Raw genomic sequence first — 3610 nt, 5'->3', positions numbered from 1 at the left:
TCACTGCTCCTGCCGTAACCGCACCTCGACCTGGCCGTCCCGGCAGCGCACCCGGTGCCGCGTCAACGTCACGCCGGGCAGGTCCAGGCACCGCCCGGTGGTGAGGTCGTAGACCTGCTTGTGCAGCGGCGAGGCGAGCGTCGGCACGCCGCCCCGGCTGCCCACGAGACCGCGGGACATGACGTACGCGCCGCCGACCGGGTCGAGGTTGTCCACCGCGTACAGCCCGTTCGCGGTGCGGAACACCGCCACCTGCACGCCGTCGACGAGCGCGGCCACGCCCCGGTCGAGGTCGAGCCGGTCCAGCGGGCAGACCGGCGTCCAGTCCAGCGTGACGACGGGGCTCATCGGCGTACCTCCGGCAGTCCGAGCGCTACGGGTTGGCGGCGGTGCCCGGCGTCCCGGGCCGGCACCGGCTGGCCCCGCTCCCGGGTGAACGAGATGGACGGGTCGGGCACGCCGGGCGCGTTGACGAACGAGGTGAAGCGGCGCAGCCGGTCCGGATCCTCCAGCACGTCGCGCCACTCGTCGGAGTAGCTCGTGACGTGCCGGGCCATCGCCGCGTCCAGGTCGGCGCAGAGGCCGAGCGAGTCGTCCACGAGCACCGACCGGAGGTGGTCCAGGCCGCCGTCCATCGCCTCGATCCAGGCGGCGGTGCGCTGCAACCGGTCGGCGGTGCGGATGTAGTACATGAGGAACCTGTCGATCAGCGTGACCAGCTCGGCGGTGCTCAGGTCGGTGGCGAACAGGTCGGCGTGCCGGGGCCGGAAGCCGCCGTTGCCGCCGACGTACAGGTTCCAGCCGCCCTCGGTGGCGATGACGCCGAAGTCCTTGCTGCGGGCCTCGGCGCACTCGCGGGCGCAGCCGGAGACGGCGGACTTGAGCTTGTGCGGCGCGCGCAGCCCCCGGTAGCGCAGCTCCAGCGCGACGGCGAGCCCGACCGAGTCCTGCACGCCGTAGCGGCACCAGGTGTCGCCGACGCAGGACTTCACGGTACGCAGCGCCTTGCCGTAGGCGTGGCCCGACTCGAAGCCCGCGTCGACGAGCCGGCGCCAGATCTGCGGCAACTGGTCGACCCGCGCGCCGAACAGGTCGATCCGCTGCCCGCCGGTGATCTTCGTGTAGAGCTGGAAGTCGCGGGCCACCTCGCCGATCGCGATGAGCTTCTCCGGGGTGATCTCCCCGCCGGGAATCCGGGGCACCACCGAGTAGCTGCCGTCGCGTTGCAGGTTGGCCAGGAAGTGGTCGTTCGTGTCCTGCAGTGACGCCGCCTCGCCGTCGAGCACGTGACCGGCGCCGAGCGAGGCCAGGATGGAGGCCACCACCGGCTTGCAGATGTCGCAGCCGCTCCCGCGCCCGTGCTCGGCGACGAGCCGGGAGAACGTGCGGATGCCCCGCACCCGGATCAGGTCGAACAGCTCCTGCCGGCTCAGATCGAAGTGCTCGCACAACGCGGTGGACTGGCGCACCCCGGCGGCGTCCAGCAACTGCTTGAGCATCGGCACGCAGGAGCCGCAGCTCGTACCGGCGCGGGTGCACGCCTTCAACGCCGGCACGTCGGTCGCCCCGCCGGCGATCGCCGCGTCCAGGTCGGTCCGGGTCACCGCGTTGCAGGAGCAGACCTGGGCGGCGGCCGGCAGCGCGCCCGCGCCGGCGCCCGCGCCGCCGGCCGGCGCGAGCAACGCCAGCGGGGGAGCGGGCAGCGGCCCGCCGACACTGGCCCGCAACGCCGGGTACGCGCTCGCGTCCCCGACCAGCACGCCGCCCAGCAGCGTCCGCGCGTCGTCGGACAGGACCAGCTTCGCGTACGCGCGGGTGGCCGGGTCGGTGAACGTCACGTCCAGGCAGCCCGGGGTGACGCCGTGCGCGTCGCCGAACGAGGCCACGTCCACGCCGAGCAGCTTCAGCTTCGTCGCGGTGTCCGCGCCGGGGAACGTGGCCGCGCCGCCGAGCAGCCGGTCCGCGACCACCTCGGCGGTGGCGTACCCGGGCGCGACCAGCCCGTGGCAGACCCCGTCCACCGCGGCGCACTCACCGACCGCCCAGATCCGCTCGTCGGCGGTGCGGCAGGAGGCGCCCACCAGCACGCCGCCGCGCGGGCCGAGCGGCAGCCCGGCAGCCCGGGCCAGCTCGTCGCGCGGCCGGATCCCGGCGGCCACCACCACCAGCTCCGCGTCCAGCGTGCGCCCGTCTGCGAGGTCGAGCGCGGCCACCGTGCCGTCCGGCCCGGGACGCAGCGCCGTGGTGGCCACCCCGAGGTACGGCGTGACGCCCAGCTCCTCGACGTAGCGGCGCAGCATCGACCCGCCCGCCTCGTCCACCTGCACCGGCATCAGCCGGGGCGCGAACTCGACCACGCTCGTGGTGAGCCCGAGCAGCCGCAGCGCGTTCGCCGCCTCCAGCCCGAGCAGCCCGCCACCGATCACCACGCCGGTGCGGCGGCCCCGGGCGTGCTCCCGGATCGCGGCCAGGTCGTCCAGCGTCCGGTAGACGAAGACGCCTGGCAGATCGGTGCCGTCGACCGGCGGCACGAACGCGTACGAGCCGGTGGCGAGCACCAGCGCGTCGTACGGGTACCCGCCGGCCGCCGTGGTCACCACGCGCCGTGCCCGGTCGACGCCGGTGGCCGGTTCGCCCAGGCGCAGGTCCACTCCGGCGTCGGGGGTGTGCACGGTCAGCTCGTCGGCGTCCACCCCGTCGAAGACGGCCGAGAGCCGCACCCGGTCGTACGCCGGACGCCGCTCCTCGGCCAGCACCGTGACCCGCCACCGCCCGCCGGTGTCCCGGGCCCGCAGCGCCTCGACGAAGCGCTGCCCCACCATGCCGTTCCCGACGACAATCAGCTCACTCATGACGCCACCTCCACCGTCTCGCGTACCGCGTCGGTCGCCTGCGGGTCGGCCTCGGCGAGCCAGGCGGCGATGCCGGCCACCGCGTCCCGGCAACTGCCGCAGCCGGTGCCGGCCCGGGTCGACGCGGACAACGCCGCCGCCGTCCGGGCGCCCGCCCGCCAGCACGCCACCAGCGCGCCCTTGCTCACGTCGTTGCACCGGCACACGGTCGCGGCGTCCGGCATCAGCGCCGGGGACGCGGCCGGCCCGGCCGGCGCCTCGCCGAACGCCCGGCCGAGCAGCAGCGAACGCCGGTCCGCCGGCACCGGCGCGCCCCTGTCGAACAGCTGCACCACAGTGCCGACCGCCGGGTTGTCGCCGAGCAGGATCGCGCCGGTCAGCCGCTCGTCCCGGATGCGCAGCCGGGCGTACGTGCCCCGGGCCGGGTCGGCGAAGGTCAGCTCCTCGACCGGCCCGTCCCCGTCGCCGGTTCCGGCCACGTCGCCCATCGCGGCCAGATCGATGCCGGCTGCCTTGAGCCGGGTCACCGCCGGGCGGGGCCGATAGCGGGCCAGCGGGTCCGCGCCGGTCAGCACGTCGGCCACCACCCGGGCCTGCGCCCAGGCCGGCGCCACCACCCCGGTCAGCGAGCCGTCGTGCTGCGCGCAGTCGCCGATCGCGGAGATCCGCCGGTCACTGGTCCGCATCCGGTCGTCCACCACCACGCCCCGCTCGACGGCGAGTCCGGCCGCCGCGGCCAGCGCGGTGTCGGGGCGAAC

Annotated in this window: 3 protein-coding genes; all 3 read right to left on the bottom strand. The window is 75.4% G+C overall.

Features of this window, described 5'->3' with window-relative positions:
* Nucleotides 1–348 carry a nitrite reductase small subunit NirD gene (gene nirD, locus KBX39_RS26385; RefSeq protein WP_043328283.1) on the bottom strand — a complete coding sequence of 116 codons (348 nt, stop codon included), beginning with the start codon at nt 346–348 and terminating at the stop codon, nt 1–3.
* Entirely contained in the window at nt 345–2852 is a 2508-nt protein-coding gene (gene nirB / locus KBX39_RS26380) for a nitrite reductase large subunit NirB (protein WP_210873036.1), read from the bottom strand. The genes nirD and nirB overlap by 4 nt, the downstream gene beginning before the upstream one ends.
* Nucleotides 2849–3610 (bottom strand): (2Fe-2S)-binding protein (locus KBX39_RS26375; protein ID WP_210873034.1); only part of this gene is annotated, 762 nt, incomplete at its 5' end. The genes KBX39_RS26375 and nirB, both read right to left, overlap by 4 nt.

This window comes from Micromonospora sp. D75 (genome assembly GCF_018070405.1).
In the GTDB taxonomy this organism is placed as follows: Bacteria; Actinomycetota; Actinomycetes; order Mycobacteriales; family Micromonosporaceae; genus Micromonospora; species Micromonospora chalcea.
Note: the sequence above shows the minus strand (reverse complement) of the source record. Positions and strands in the feature narration are given on the sequence as shown.

Bases quoted from the DNA above. Each gene is read 5' to 3' on its own strand.
- nirB (WP_210873036.1), bottom strand. From the start codon at position 2,852: ATGAGTGAGCTGATTGTCGTCGGGAACGGCATGGTGGGGCAGCGCTTC.
- nirD (WP_043328283.1), bottom strand. From the start codon at position 348: ATGAGCCCCGTCGTCACGCTGGACTGGACGCCGGTCTGCCCGCTGGAC.